Genomic DNA, 13777 nt, shown 5'->3' with positions numbered 1-13777 from the left:
TCCCTGCTTTGGGGGTGTCTATGTCGCACCAATCCCTTCCCGAAAAACGCATTCTCAAAGAAAGTGAAACGCGACCGATGACCAAATTTCTATTGAACATGAGCACCGCAATTGCCCTTGCCGCATTGCCTAATCTGGCGGCCGCGAACGATACGCTTGATGTGGTTGCGCAATTTGAAATCCAAGCGCCAGAGCCCGCAACGAGCGGATATATTTTCACCCGCATGGGTATTGCTGAAACGCTCGTCAATGCGGACGCGGACGGCAATCTGACAGCTGGCCTAGCTACTGCATGGGCAACGTCAGAGGACCGCCTATCATGGACATTTACCCTACGCGAGAACGTGAAGTTCCACGACGGAACAGCGATGACCCCTGAAACGGTCTTAAACGCGCTTGAGATTGCAAGAGGTAAACCCGGCCCGCTCAATGATCTGCCAATTACGGCGATCTCGGCCCAAGACGGCGCAATTGTGGTTACATTGTCCGAGCCTGTGGGCGCGCTGCCAGCCTATTTCGCCTATTTCCGTTATCAAATCCTCGCGCCAGCATCATATGCGCCAGACGGTGCTGGGGTCGCGATCATTGGGACGGGACCATACCAAATCACCCAATTAGAGCCGCCACTCAGCCTCGATGCGACAGCCTTTGCCGATTATTGGGGGCACGCCCCCCATATCGCAGATGTTACCTATTCCGGCGTGAGCCGCGTAGAAACCCGCGCTCTCATCGCCGAATCCGGTGAGGCAGAATTCGTATTTGGACTTGACCCTGCCAGTGTCGCGCGTTTGGATATGTTGGATCATGTCAATGTCATGGCCGTCGACATTCCGCGCACTTTGCTGATCAAAGTGAACGCAGGCCACCCTGCCCTGTCTGAACCCATAGCACGTCGCGCATTGAGCCTTGGAATCGATCGTGCAGGGATCGCAAAAGCCGTGTTGCGTTACCCCCAAGGTGCGAGCCAGCTCTTTCCGCCATCAATCGCAGGATGGCACGACGACGCGCTTGCGCCATTGACCTACGACCCCGAAGAAGCAAGGGCCTTGCTCGCTGATTTGGGCTGGCGGACCGGAGAAGACGGCATTCTCACCCGCGAAAGCGAGCGGTTCACGATTACCCTGACGACATATCCCGACCGACCAGAACTGCCACTCGTGGCTGCGGTTCTCGAACAGCAATTTCGGGCCATCGGCGTTGAATTGATCATCAACACCACCAACTCATCGGAGATACCTGCCGGGCACCAAGATGGTTCGCTTGATCTTGGGCTAATCGCACGGAATTTTTCGCTGATCCCTGATCCAATTGGCACAGTGCGCGGCGATTATGTCGGTAACGGGGATTGGGGCGCTATGAATTGGCAGAACGCAGAATTTGCCAACCTTGTACAGGCCATCGCACGTGGTGATGGCAGCAACACGCACAAGGCCCAAGCCGCAGCGATCTTGCAATCGGAGTTGCCGATTATCCCAATCGCTTGGTATCAACAAACGCTTGCCGTTTCTGATACAGTCACCGGCGCGACCGTTGATCCCTTCGAACGGTCCTTTGGCCTTCAGGAAATTCGGTGGTCAGAATGAACGTAATCGCTTCGCGCTTTGTGCAAGCGGTGATGGTTGCGGTTCTGATTGGGACCGCAACATTCATTATGATGCGCAGCCTTCCCGGAGATGCGGCATGGCGGATCGCCGCTGGCCGCTACGGCTATGACCACATTGACGCGGCCGCAGCCGATGCAGTCCGCAATGAACTTGGCCTAGACGGCCCCGCCCTGCCCGCGCTTTTGCAATGGCTTGGCGATTTGATGCGGCTGGATTTCGGCAACTCATTGGTCACCGGACAACCTGTCATAAACGAGATCACGCATCAGCTCGGTGCGTCGGTATCGCTGGCCTGCGTGGCGATTTTGCTCTCGTTGTTGATGGGACCACCACTGGGTATTCTAGCAGGCCTGAAACCGAATGGTTGGCTCGACCGTGGACTGCTCTTGGTCTCGACCGGGCTCAAGGCTATCCCTCAATTCTTGATGGCATTGGTTTTGATTGTCGTCATCGCCGTACAGTTACGCTGGCTACCGGCAGCCGGCCACGGAGAAGCAAAGCATTTTATCTTGCCAAGCCTCACGCTAGCGCTTGGGCTTGCCGCTGTTAATGCACGTATCGCCCGTGACGCGATGGCCCGCATCGCCGAGATGCCCTTTTGGCGCTTTGCACACTGGAAGGGCCTTTCCACACGGCAAACACTGCTGCGACATGGGCTACGTAATGTTGCCGTGCCACTTACCACATATCTGGGTCTGCAATTTGTGACACTGGTCGAAGGTGTCATCATCGTTGAATCGATCTTTGGCTGGCCGGGGATCGGGCACGCATTGGTGCACGCAATCTTTTCGCGCGATGTGCCGATGGTGCAAGGGACTGCCTTGGTGCTTGGACTTGGGTTTGTCGCTGTGAATACGGCCATTGATCTGACGGTCCGTCGCATCGATCCGAGGGTCGCATCATGAACCATATGAACGCACTGGACCTAAGGTCGACATCGTGGCGGATCACACCAATAATCGGGGCTGCGCTTGTCTTTGTCGTCGCACTTTTTGCATTGCTGGGATCGGTGATTGTACCGGGTGACGCCTTTGAACAATCCTTGCTCAAGGCGTTATCCGGGCCGGAACCGCTAGCACCGCTGGGGTATGACCATCTTGGGCGCTCAGTCTATCATCGTTTGGTCGATGCACTTTGGCTCTCGCCAATAATTGCCGTTGCCGCAGTGATCACCGCAGCGGGGGCTGGCCTCGTGCTTGGGACCTTGGCGGCGGCGATGGGGGGCTGGATCGAACGCCTGCTGGTCATTGTTGCTGATGCGCTCTTGGCGCTGCCCGGACTTCTGTTGGTTCTGATCGTGCTGGCGATGGTCCCGGGGACAGCGCTTGGGTTTTGGGCCGGGCTCTCGCTTGTGCTTTGGGTCGAATTTTTCCGGCTCACCCGTGCCACATCGCGAGAGGTCATCGCCTCACCTGCGGTGCAGGCCTCAAGACTGCTGGGGTTTGGCCCAGTCTATCTGTTCCGCGTTCATATTTGGCCAGAAATCGCACCAATGATGCTGACAGCCGCCGCATTTGGAACCGCAACAGCGATTATGGCGATTGCCGCCCTCGGCTTTGTGCATGTTGGGATGCGCGCACCGACGCCGGAACTGGGCCTGATGATGGTTGAGCTACTGCCCTATTGGCGCGAAGCACCGCTCGCACTTTTGTCGCCTGTCATCGCCACTTTCACCCTGCTTTTGGGTCTAACCCTGCTTGCTGGGAGCCGCATATCATGAGCCTACTCCAAGCCGAAGACATCACCATAATGGATGGCAAAACCACCCTGTTGAAGCCACTATCATTGCGTCTTGATCCCGGCGTCCCTCTCGTCATTCTTGGCGAAACTGGATCCGGCAAGAGCCTAATGGCGCAGGCGATTATGGGGACGCTTCCCGCCACCCTCACCGCTAAGGGGCGTGTTGCGATTGGCAAACAGATTTTGAATGCCGGTGCCCCCGATCAGTTTCGCGGCCTTTGGGGGCGACAAATCGGCGTCCTGCCCCAAGAACCTTGGTTGTCGCTCGACCCGTTGATGCGCGCCCGTAACCAAGTGGCAGAAACCCACACGCTGGTCCGGGGATTGCACCGCCAGCAGGCCGATAGACAAGCACGAGATGACCTCGCTGCCCTAGGCCTCGCTGGCGCTGAAAACAAATATCCGCACACATTATCGGGCGGGATGGCGCAACGCGTTGCCATCGCCGCAGCGCGCGCCGGTGGTGCGCGGATTGTGATCGCAGACGAACCAACCAAAGGGCTCGACGCGCCGCGCCGCGATGATGTTGCGAAGCTGCTGATGAATGAAATGGGCGACAGCGGCGGGCTTTTGGTGATCACACATGATCTGGCGCTCGCACAACGGCTCGGCAGTCAAATGATCGTGCTACGTCGGGGCGAGGTCGTCGAACAGGGCGACACCCATCAGATCTTCGCCTCACCACGCGCGACTTATACCCAAGAATTCTTGGAGGCAGACCCCGAGCGTTGGTCACCAAAAGAACCACGATCCCCCACCGCTCCTGCTGTCGTAACGGCACATGATTTGACCGTCGCGCGCGCAAACAAAACCCTATTTTCGGGTGTGTCGTTCTCGATTGCGCAAGGGCATGTATTTGGCGTGACCGGCCCGTCTGGTTGCGGTAAATCCTCGCTTGGTGATGCGCTCTTGGGGCTGATCACGCCGCGCGCGGGGCAAGTCTTGCGGCGGGCGGGCGAGGCCCCGCACAGCTTTCAAAAACTGTATCAGGATCCGGTTTCCGCCTTTCCCCGCAAACGCAGCCTTGGTCAGACATTGGATGACACTGTTGCCTTTTCGGGCTGTGCGCACGGCAAAATTGACGCGTTGCTCGAGCAACTTGACCTTGATCCAGCACTGCTGAAGCGTCGTCCCGATGCGGTATCCGGAGGGGAGCTACAGCGCCTGTCGCTGTTGCGTGTCTTGCTAAGAACTCCCAGCTTTATCTGCGCGGATGAGCCAACCTCGCGGCTGGACCCCATCACACAAAAGCGGGTGATCGCGCTCTTGACCCAAACCACCCAAGACGACGGGGTCGCCCTAATGCTCATCAGCCATGACACGGCGCTGATCCGTAACACCGCAGACACTGTGCTGGCACTGGATGCGCAATCCCATGAAAACGCGACGCCCGACGTACCACGCCAAAGCGTTGCAATACCCACGTTATGACCATTCAATAATTTGACGAAAGGAATCATCATGAAAACCGTCCCATTGGCATTAATCACCACGCTCATTGCCGCGCCGGTTTTGGCCCAAGACACACGCGCGTTAGACGCCCATGTCCACGGTGTCAGCACCCTAGAGCTCGCAGTTGAAGACGGGCTGCTCGAAATTCACTTGGATGCGCCGGGCATGGACATCGTTGGTTTTGAATACGAACCAAGTTCTGACACCGACAAAGATGCGGTCGCCGCTGCGATCCGGCAGTTGGTTTTGCCCGAAAACGTCGTGACGCTTTCACCCGACGCAGAGTGCCGGCTGACCGAAACGCGCGCGCATCTGCATGGAGACGAAGAGCACCATTATGACGATGATCACCATGACCACAATCACGACGAACATGAACACGACGACCACGCAGATGACGCGTCCCACAGCGAATTCAGTGCGAACTACGTCTTTGCCTGCGCCCATCCCCAAGAGCTGACCGAGATCACCTTTCCGTTCTTTGACAATTTTGGAAACGCGCAAGAGATCGAAGTACAGTATGTCACTGACGCGGGTGCGGGTGCCGCCGAGATCAGCCGGAATGACCCTAGCTTGCGCCTGAACGAACGCTGATACGCCAATGACTGAACTTGCCCTGTCGATGACCGATGTCTCTTATGCCTGGCCGGGGCGGGGCGGGTTCGCGATTTCATGTCCGACATTTGAAATCGGGCACGCAGAGAGCGTGCTGCTTCTTGGTGAAAGCGGTTCAGGCAAATCGACGCTGTTGTCGCTCGTTTGCGGAATTGTCGCCGCACAGAGCGGCAGTGTCGTGGTTGACGGGACCGACCTTGGTGCGATGCGCGCGGGCCGTCGCGATCGTTTTCGCGCGGATCGGATCGGGGTCATCTTTCAGCAGTTCAACTTGCTGCCCTATGCACGTGTCGCGGACAATATCCTACTTCCGTTACGCTTTGCCCCGGCACGCAAGGCAAGGGCTAACGACCCATTGAACGAGGCGGCGCGCCTATGTCGCGCGCTCGGCTTGCCCGACGGCGTGTTGAGCCAACCCTCAGGTAGCCTCAGCGTTGGGCAGCAGCAGCGCGTGGCGGTCGCGCGTGCGCTCATTGGATCGCCGCCGCTGATCGTCGCGGACGAACCAACCTCCGCGCTTGATGCAGCGACCCAAGACAGCTTTCTCAGTTTGCTTTTTGATCAAACAAATCGGGCCAAGTCCTCGCTTCTTATGGTCAGCCATGACGAAAGACTTGGGGAGCGCTTTGACAGGGTGATCAACTTGCAAGACATCGTGACAACACACAGGGGCACAGCATGATCCTTCGTCTTGCTATCGGATCGCTTCGTGCCCGTGCCTTGACCGTTGGGATGACGGTGCTCGCTATCGCTCTTTCGGTTGCGCTGTTCTTGGGGGTCGAAAAAACCCGCACAGGTGCGCGCGCAAGCTTTGCTGACACGATCTCTGGGACAGATCTGATCGTCGGGGCGCGCTCTGGATCAGTGCAGCTCTTGCTCTACTCCGTCTTTCGGATCGGCAACGCCACGAACAACGTCACATGGCAAAGCTATCAAGACATCGCGGATCGCCCAGAAGTGGATTGGATCGTTCCAATCTCGCTTGGCGACAGTCACCGACAGTTCCGGGTGATGGGAACAACACCCGCGTTCTTTGAACACTACAAATATCGCGGAGGTCGGTCGCTGAGCATTTCCAATAGTCACGGCCTTCAAGACCTCTATGACGCGGTAATCGGTGCCGATGTGGCGGAAACCTTGGGCTATGCCGTTGGCGACCCCATCGTGGTATCTCATGGGCTGGCATCTTTTACGGCGCATGACGATCAACCCTTTCGGGTCGCAGGGATCATCGCCAAGACCGGCACACCCGTCGACCGAACGGTTATTGTCAGCTTAGAAGCAATCGAGGCAATCCATGTGGATTGGCAAAGCGGCGCGCAGATTCCCGGTCAATCAACGCCAGTTGATGTCATTCGAAACATGGACCTAAAGCCAACGGCCATTACCGCCGCACTTGTCGGCGTCGAATCCCGCCTGCAAATCTTTGGATTACAACGGTGGATCAACGAATACCCCGAGGAACCGCTGCTCGCCATTCTGCCGGGTGTCGCCCTTAGCGAGTTGTGGCAAATCGTCGGTATCGCGGAAACGGCGCTCTTAGGGGTATCAGCGATGGTCGTGGTCACAGCGCTTCTTGGTATGATGGCGATGATTTTCTCTAGCTTGAATGAGCGACGGCGCGAAATGGCGATTTGGCGGGCGATGGGCGCGCGACCGACAACGATACTGGGATTGCTGGTGTGCGAGGCAATGCTCATGGCCGCGATAGGCGCAATTCTGGGGTTTGCTCTGCTCTACGTCGGGCTGATGCTCGCGCAGCCTTGGGTGGATGCCGCTTTCGGCATCTGGCTACCGATCGAGGCACCCACGGCCCGCGAATTTTGGGTCATGGCCTGCGTCGTTGGTGCCGCAGCAATCGCGAGCCTCGTTCCTGCGATCAAGGCCTACCGCCTCTCGCTTGCAGATGGCATGATGGTAAAGATATGAAACAAACACACCACATTAACCGCCGGAAATTCATTCTCGCCACGAGCATCGGCGCGCTCGTTCCGTTTCGGACACAGGCAACGCCCTATCAAGAAATCAAGTGGGAAGATCTAATCCCGCCCGGTGTGCCTTATTCCGAAATCATCGGCGAAGGCGAAATGGACGAGCAAAACGATACGTGGAAGCCGATCTTTGACGCGAATGCGACCAAATTGAACACTGCGCTCGATGGCGCATCGGTAAAGCTGCCGGGCTATATGATCCCGCTCGACACAGGTGCGAATGGCGTATCAAGCTTTGTGCTCGTGCCTTATGTCGGGGCATGCATTCACGTGCCACCGCCACCTCCGAACCAATTGGTTCTCGTGAACACACAAACACCCTGGCCGTCCGATAACCTCTGGGACGCGATTTGGGTCCACGGCCGCCTAAGCGCGAAACTGCAATCCTCTGAAATCGCCGAAATCGGCTATCAGATCGACGCAGAAGAGATTACGATCTACGAATGGTAAACTTGAAACTAAATCGACGGTCCTTTTGCCTTAGCGGGCTTGGCAGCCTTGCTGCATCTGGGCTGCGCGCCGAACAGATTGTCGATCTTGATTGGAAAGACTTAATCCCAGCTGGACAAGATCAAATTCCTGCTGATTTGCAGGGGTTGTTGCCCCATGACGAAACCGCGCTGGCCAGTCAGCAACCCGCGTCCTCTGGTGTGCGCACAGACTGGAATGGGCAGACAGTCCGCATTTCCGGGTTCATCATTCCACTTGATTTCAGCGGCACCGGGGTCACCGCGTTCATGCTGGTCCCCTATGTCGGGGCATGCATTCACGTGCCACCACCCCCCGCGAACCAGCTCGTTCTAATCACCTCTGAGCAGCCATACGCATACGAGACATTCTTTGAAGCCGTGACAGTGACAGGGATGTTCGGCACTGCTTCGACTTCGACGCAACTCGCCGAAGTTGGCTACGCGCTCTCTGCCGACCGGATCGAACCCTACGACAGCTAAACGCATCGTCATCATTTAGCATATTCTTTCATCGAAACTTGGACGCCAACAGCATTGACCTAACACATATGTACGGACAAAGTGTAGCTACACGAGAAGGACATACAGATGGCAGATTTGGATCAAAACTATGCGGATGTTTACAAAACGCAAATTGGATATGGTACGCGACCGTGTTTAATTCTTATCGATTTTGCGCAGGCATACTTTGATCCTGACTGCCCGCTCTACGCCGAGGTTGACGATGCACTCGCCTCTGCGCTTCGCATCCGAGAGGCCGCGACACTGGCAAATATTCCAATTGTCCTAACAAAGATGGAGCTCGATCCAGCCGGTGTCACCGCCGGGCGGTTTTTTGAAAAAGCGACGCCGCTAACTGCCTTCTTGCCCGGTGCAAAAACCGGAGAGTTTGTCGCTGGGCTCACACCGCGTGACGGCGAAATCATTCTATCGAAACAATACCCCAGCGCATTCTTTGGCACTTCGCTCGCGTCTACACTGACCTATCTGGGCTGCGACAGTGTGATCCTCACCGGGCTGACAACATCGGGCTGTGTCCGAGCGAGCTGCGTTGACTCGATGAGCCACGGCTTTCGCACAATTGTGGTTGCTGACGCTTGCGGAGATCGGCACGAAGCCCCCCATGAGGCGAACCTATTCGATATGAATGCGAAATATGCGGATGTGGTATCCGAACAATCGGTTTTGGAGTACCTGACCATGCAGAGCGCGGGACGCGGGGTTTAACCCCCGCCCCGCATTGCGCCGTTAGACGATTGCGCAAGCCTCATCAAAATCCAAACGCGGCAAACGATCAAAGACTTTGCTTGGGTCACCATACCCGATATTGCACAGAAAATTTGGCTTCCAACCGCGTTCAGCGAGGAATGTTTCCTCAACTAATTTTGGGTCAAAGCCCGACATCGGCCCCACATCAAGCCCAAGCGCACGCGCGGCCAACATCAGATACCCCCCCATCAATGTCCCATTGCGAAATGCGGTCTCCTTGGCAATTTCTTCTGAACCTGTGAACCAAGGACGGGCATCAACATGTGGAAACAGTTTCGGCAGTTGATCATAAAACGCGGGGTCCCACGCGATAATTGCGCAGACAGGCGCGGCCATTGTCTTGTCCAGATTTCCGCCTGACAATGCGGGGCGCAGCTTTTCGCGTGCTTCGTCTGTCGCGACAAACACAAATCGCCCCGGCGAACAGTTGGCTGATGTCGGGCCAAATTTCAGGATATCCCACAGCGCGCGCAATGTTTCATCCGAGACACCGCGATCTAACCAGCCATTCTGGCTGCGGGCCCTTGTGAACAGTCGGGCAACACTTTCATCGGTGGGTGAAAACGCGGTATCTCGCATAAATCTCTCTTTCGTTAGGTGGCTGACCGCAAGGCCAGTGTGGTTTCGATTTCTTGCGCCACTGCGGCAATACGGCCCTCTGCGTAGGGTCCACTGATGATCTGAACCGACAGTGGTCCCTGTGCGGTCATGGCAATTGGCAAACTCAGCGCGGGCAGTCCCAAAATTGACGCTGGCCGCGTAAACCGCGTCAGACCCGCGATCACTTGTGCCAGATCAGGCGAATTGCCCACATCGACCGCCGCGCCCTGCGGTGGCGCATCGGCTAGCGTCGGCATTAACAGCACGTCAAAGTCGTCTAAGACTTCGGCCATTTTCGCTTGTGCGGCGGCCCGTACCTGCATTGCCCGCAGGTAGGCCTGCGCAGGTATCGCCGCCGCCTGCACCAAGCGAGCGCGTACCTGTGCCCCATAGGTATCGCTGCATGTTTTCAGGCGATCTGCGTGAACGGTCGCGGCTTCGCTGATGGCAATGACATTAGCAGGTTCTGTTAACGCATCGAAAAACGGCAGCGCAGTATCCGCAATCTGATGGCCGCGCCGTTCAAGGATCAAAGCGACATCTGCGATCGCCTGCTGCATACGGTTTGACGCGCCCGATTGCATTTCACCTGCGAGCAACCCAATCCGCATCACGTCGCCCGTCACATCCAATGAACACGCCGCAATAATCTGCAACACCTCCGTGGCACATTTGACCGAAGCCGCCAAAGGCCCAATGCAATCTTGTGTCCACGATAGCGGCATCGCACCATCGACGGGCACCAAACCGTGGGTCGGCTTAAAACCAACAACACCATTGCAAGCCGCCGGAATGCGGATCGATCCACCCGTGTCGGACCCAAGAGCAGCCGGGGCAATGCCCGCGGCAACCGCCACCCCGGACCCAGAGGAAGACCCGCCAGCAATACCACCCGGCACAACCGGGTTTTCAGGCATCTGGTGATGCGCATTGTGCCCGGACGGACCCATCGCAAATTCGCTCATCCGCAGGCGCCCGATGTCGGCCTGCCCCGCGGCATCGAGCCGGGCAAGCACTGTCGCGTTTTGCTGACCCAAGCGTGCCGCACTGGGGTGCGCACCCATCCCTGTCAGCTCATCCGCGCGGTCGAACATGTCCTTATGGGCCAATGGTATGCCTGCCAACGGTCCGTTGGCAGCAGGCAGCGCGCGCACTTGTGCAAAGGCGGAACTGGTCGATGCTTTGGCCATCGCTGCATCTTGCAATTCTTGCGGTGAAACCTCTCGTCGATCGATCGCGGCACGCAGCGACGCCAATGTCTCGAGCCTTGGCAGGTTCATGGCTTCACCACGCTAAACGGTGATAGCACCTGCAAACCATCGGTCATTGGTAGCAATGCATTCGCAAAAACGTGCACAAGCCGCTCAGACTGGTCAGCATAGATTGCGCGATCTGCGTCGGTTGGTGGGCGACCCAGAAACTCTACTAGCTGTTCATCCACCATTAGCCAAAGCTCTGTGGTTGACGGCCACGAACAAGCTGTGACAAAGACACAGCAACAACCAGCGCACCACCGTAAAATAGGCTCTGAACAAAGGCGTCTGCGCCCAGCATGGTCAAACCCGTGATCCCTGTGATCAGAAAGTAAACTGACAGTAAGGTGCCCAGTGGATTGAACCTGCCCGGATAGAGCGTTGTCGCACCCAAAAAGGCGGCGGCGAAGGCGGGCAACAACAAGGTTGTGCCAGAATTCGGATCAGCCGATCCCGTCATCCCCGCATAAAGCACACCAGCGATTGCAGCCAACGTCGATGAGGCAACGAGTGACAACATGCGCACGCGGTCTACTTTGACGCCATTTAATCGGGCGACCTCGCGGCCACGGCCGACAAACAATAGCTTGCGCCCCGCGATGGTGTATTCCAGCACCCACCACATCACCAATGCCAGCGCTAGCCCGTAATAGAACGCCAATGGAATGCCAAAGAGACGGTTAATCACCACCATTTCAACCAGCCCCATCGAGATCCCCGAGATGGTTTGGCTTTGCGACATCCACAGCGTGAGCCCTTGCAAAAACGTTCCCACGCCAAGCGTGATAATCAGCGAGTGAATGCGAAAATACAGGATAAACGCAGCATTGATTGCGCCGATAAACGCCCCAACAGCGATCGCCAGAACGATTGAGATCCCAATGGGAAATCCCAATTGCACATTCGTCACCGCAACAAGCATCGCGGAGAAAACGAGCACATTCGCAGCGGATAGATCGAAATCTCCGGCGGTCAACGGGACAAGGATTGCGAGACTAAGCACAACAAGGACGGCCTGAGACCCAAACATCGAACTAAACGTACGCCATGTGAAGAACGTATCAGGCACCGCAAAAGCAAAGATCGCGATCAAAATTGCCCATGCCCCCAAGAGCGCAAAACGCTCGGCATCTTTTGCCCAATTGCGTTGCAAAAACGCGGACGAAGCTATTGTTGTTTGCGCGGTCATGCAGAGACCTCCATTGGTTGTTCGGATTGTGGAATGTCGCTGGCCAGACAGGCCCGCGCGATCTTGTCTTTGGTGACGTCTTGCCCTGACAATGTCAGCGCCGGCTCGCCGCGTCGGAACACAACCACCCGGTCACAAAGCTGCGCCAATTGTTCGTGGTCAGTCGAGGCAACGATGATCGACATGCCTTCGGCGGCGGCGTCATCTAAGGCCTTAAAAATCTGTTGCCGCGCGCCGTAGTCGACACCTTGTGTCGGCTCATCGAGACAAAGCAGCTTCGGCTTTTCAGCGAGCCATTTTCCCAAAAGAACCTTCTGCTGATTGCCGCCCGAAAGATTGCCAAGGTCAGCCTGCGGGTTGGCAGGTCGCACGTCATGCGCAACGATCAGCGCCTGCGTTCCCGCTGTCATTTTTGCCTGACTGATCCCGAACGGCCCCTTCATACGCGGCAAAGCAAGAAAGGTCGCATTTTCTGCCACTGACAGACTACCGACACCGCCCTGCCCCATGCGATCACCGGGTAACAGCGCGATACCCGCCTCATGCGCCTTGGCCGGGGGCAATCCTGCGACCTCTAATACGCTATCACCGATCGAGATTTGGCCTGCGCCCTGAGCTGCACCAAACAACAGATAGGGAATATCGGCAAAGCCTGAACCAATTAGCCCAGAAACACCGATGATTTCACCGGTCTTGATTTCAGCATCAAATTGCACGCAGCGCCCGCCAGAAAGCCCCTTGATGGATACATTGGGCACGCCCGGCACTGTACGAGGCGCCCGAACGTAAGCCGAGGTCGCGCGCCCCACGATGGTATCAAGGATTTCTTGGCGCGTCGTCTGGTCCGTTTGCATCATCGCCGCAAGCCGACCGTCACGCATAACCGCGACGCGATCTGTGAGGCTTAGCACCTCATCAATATCATGCGTCACGATGATGACCGACGCGCCAGTTTTTTTGATTTCGCGCAACACGCCGAACAATTTTTCAACGTCTTCCACCGATAAAAACGGGGTTGGTTCGTCTAGAACGAGAATACCCTCTCCGGCGCGCCCCGCGTCAGAGCGGCGCAATTCGGCAAACGCGCGAACAATAGCGACAAACGCCCGTTCGACCGGCGATAATGTCTCGACCGTCGCCGTGGGATCAATCGCAAGGCCAAATTCATCAAGAAGCGCTTGGATCTTCCGTTTCTCGGCACGCCAGCGAATGCCATATGGCCTGCGCGTGGTGTCTGAAATCAGCATGTTATCAATCACCGAAAGGCTCGGCACCAGGGCAAGGTGTTGATGCACAAAGGCTACGCCCATTTGCCGAATACGCGCCGCATCAAGAGGCAGCGGCAAGGTTTCCCCCCACAGCCGGACAACACTGTTTGGTTCTGGCGAATTGAACCCCGCCAGAACCTTGATCAACGTCGACTTTCCAGAGCCATTCGCACCGAGCAGCCCCACGATTTCCTTGCGCCGAAGTGTGAGGTTGACGTCCTTTAGGACTTCGACCGCGCCAAACTTCATTCGGATGTGCGACATCCGCAAAATGTCCGCGTCATGAGGTGCCACACCAAGGGCATCAAGAGGCTGCACAGTCATGG

Annotated in this window: 15 protein-coding genes; 10 read left to right on the top strand and 5 right to left on the bottom strand. The window is 56.8% G+C overall.

Annotated features, from left to right (window positions below; translation table 11 throughout):
• Positions 1-20 precede the first annotated feature (20 nt).
• From TW80_RS13990 to TW80_RS13945, 10 genes are all read left to right on the top strand, one after another.
• Entirely contained in the window at positions 21-1583 is a 1563-nt protein-coding gene (locus TW80_RS13990; protein ID WP_239450556.1) for an ABC transporter substrate-binding protein, read from the top strand.
• Positions 1580-2509: an ABC transporter permease gene (locus tag TW80_RS13985; protein WP_045998042.1), complete on the top strand. Its 930-nt coding sequence runs from the start codon at positions 1580-1582 to the stop codon at positions 2507-2509. Before TW80_RS13990 ends, TW80_RS13985 begins: the two co-directional genes overlap by 4 nt.
• A complete protein-coding gene (locus TW80_RS13980; protein ID WP_084625807.1) occupies positions 2506-3324 on the top strand; it encodes an ABC transporter permease subunit in 819 nt (272 codons plus the stop codon). Before TW80_RS13985 ends, TW80_RS13980 begins: the two co-directional genes overlap by 4 nt.
• Positions 3321-4775, top strand: coding sequence for an ABC transporter ATP-binding protein (locus TW80_RS13975; RefSeq protein ID WP_045998041.1), 1455 nt, complete (start codon positions 3321-3323; stop codon positions 4773-4775). Before TW80_RS13980 ends, TW80_RS13975 begins: the two co-directional genes overlap by 4 nt.
• A gap of 30 nt (positions 4776-4805) precedes the next feature.
• Positions 4806-5390, top strand: coding sequence for a DUF2796 domain-containing protein (locus TW80_RS13970; protein ID WP_045998040.1), 585 nt, complete (start codon positions 4806-4808; stop codon positions 5388-5390).
• Positions 5391-5397: 7 nt separating this feature from the next.
• Positions 5398-6093, top strand: a complete 696-nt coding sequence (locus TW80_RS13965) for an ABC transporter ATP-binding protein (RefSeq protein ID WP_045998039.1) — start codon at positions 5398-5400, stop codon at positions 6091-6093.
• Positions 6090-7340, top strand: a complete 1251-nt coding sequence (locus tag TW80_RS13960) for an ABC transporter permease (protein WP_045998038.1) — start codon at positions 6090-6092, stop codon at positions 7338-7340. Before TW80_RS13965 ends, TW80_RS13960 begins: the two co-directional genes overlap by 4 nt.
• A complete protein-coding gene (locus TW80_RS13955; RefSeq protein WP_052701001.1) occupies positions 7337-7852 on the top strand; it encodes a DUF3299 domain-containing protein in 516 nt (171 codons plus the stop codon). The genes TW80_RS13960 and TW80_RS13955 overlap by 4 nt, the downstream gene beginning before the upstream one ends.
• Positions 7846-8352, top strand: coding sequence for a DUF3299 domain-containing protein (locus TW80_RS13950; RefSeq protein WP_045998037.1), 507 nt, complete (start codon positions 7846-7848; stop codon positions 8350-8352). The genes TW80_RS13955 and TW80_RS13950 overlap by 7 nt, the downstream gene beginning before the upstream one ends.
• A gap of 108 nt (positions 8353-8460) precedes the next feature.
• A complete protein-coding gene (locus tag TW80_RS13945) occupies positions 8461-9099 on the top strand; it encodes an isochorismatase family protein (RefSeq protein WP_045998036.1) in 639 nt (212 codons plus the stop codon).
• A gap of 21 nt (positions 9100-9120) precedes the next feature.
• Here TW80_RS13945 and TW80_RS13940 read toward each other — a convergent pair whose 3' ends face one another.
• Genes TW80_RS13940 through TW80_RS13925 form a run of 5 tightly spaced genes read right to left on the bottom strand, consistent with a single transcriptional unit; the run spans position 9121 to position 13775 of the window.
• Positions 9121-9720: a malonic semialdehyde reductase gene (locus tag TW80_RS13940; protein WP_045998035.1), complete on the bottom strand. Its 600-nt coding sequence runs from the start codon at positions 9718-9720 to the stop codon at positions 9121-9123.
• Between the two features lie 14 nt (positions 9721-9734).
• On the bottom strand, positions 9735-11021 hold the full coding sequence (locus TW80_RS13935; protein WP_052701000.1) for an amidase: 1287 nt from the start codon (positions 11019-11021) through the stop codon (positions 9735-9737).
• On the bottom strand, positions 11018-11185 hold the full coding sequence (locus tag TW80_RS18140; RefSeq protein ID WP_157033281.1) for a hypothetical protein: 168 nt from the start codon (positions 11183-11185) through the stop codon (positions 11018-11020). Before TW80_RS18140 ends, TW80_RS13935 begins: the two co-directional genes overlap by 4 nt.
• Positions 11185-12183, bottom strand: a complete 999-nt coding sequence (locus TW80_RS13930; RefSeq protein ID WP_045998034.1) for an ABC transporter permease — start codon at positions 12181-12183, stop codon at positions 11185-11187. The genes TW80_RS18140 and TW80_RS13930 overlap by 1 nt, the downstream gene beginning before the upstream one ends.
• Positions 12180-13775: a sugar ABC transporter ATP-binding protein gene (locus tag TW80_RS13925; protein WP_045998033.1), complete on the bottom strand. Its 1596-nt coding sequence runs from the start codon at positions 13773-13775 to the stop codon at positions 12180-12182. The genes TW80_RS13930 and TW80_RS13925 overlap by 4 nt, the downstream gene beginning before the upstream one ends.
• Positions 13776-13777 lie beyond the last annotated feature (2 nt).

The sequence above is a fragment of the Loktanella sp. S4079 genome, from assembly GCF_000967725.1.
Lineage (GTDB): Bacteria > Pseudomonadota > Alphaproteobacteria > Rhodobacterales > Rhodobacteraceae > Yoonia.
The sequence above is the reverse complement of the archived record's forward strand: the minus strand, read 5'-3'. Positions and strand labels throughout refer to the sequence as shown.